Below are 499 nucleotides of genomic sequence, written 5' to 3' on the forward strand. Positions count from 1 at the left end.
ATATCGCGGCAAGCAATCGCTCAACATCATCGCGCACGCCTCCTTCTTCGGCGTCGACCATCCCGGCCGTGCCTTCCTGGCCATGGCCAACGCCTATCGTCACGACGGCATCTTCAACGAAGCCATCGCCCCCGAGATCAAGGCGTTGGCGCCGCCGCGTTATCTGGAGCGGGCGCGCGTGCTCGCCGCGATGATGCGCGTCGTCTACCTGCTGACGGCGTCGATGCCGGGCATCATGCCCAGGCTGAAATGGGAACAGCGCGCCAACGGCGTGCTGGCGCTGGTCTTGCCGGCATCGCTGGCCGATCTCTATGGCGAGCGGCCGGCCGGGCGCCTGGCGCAACTGGCAAGGATCACCAACCGCCGTCTGGTGCTGGCTGTCGAGGGTGGGCCCAGCATGTCGGTGAAGTAGGGCGTGTCGGTCAAGTAGGCGTTACGCCGAACCACGCCCGTCGACGCAGGGCCATGGACTCTTGCGAAGAGGACCCCCACCCTAGCC

General features: G+C 66.5%; 1 pseudogene. It reads left to right on the plus strand.

What is annotated here, in order from left to right:
• Nucleotides 1-412, plus strand: a pseudogene (locus tag EN984_RS37200) (exopolyphosphatase); the annotation flags it as partial.
• Nucleotides 413-499: the final 87 nt, after the last annotated feature.

Origin of the sequence: Mesorhizobium sp. M7A.F.Ca.CA.004.12.1.1, assembly GCF_003997835.1 — a bacterium.
In the GTDB taxonomy this organism is placed as follows: domain Bacteria; phylum Pseudomonadota; class Alphaproteobacteria; order Rhizobiales; family Rhizobiaceae; genus Mesorhizobium.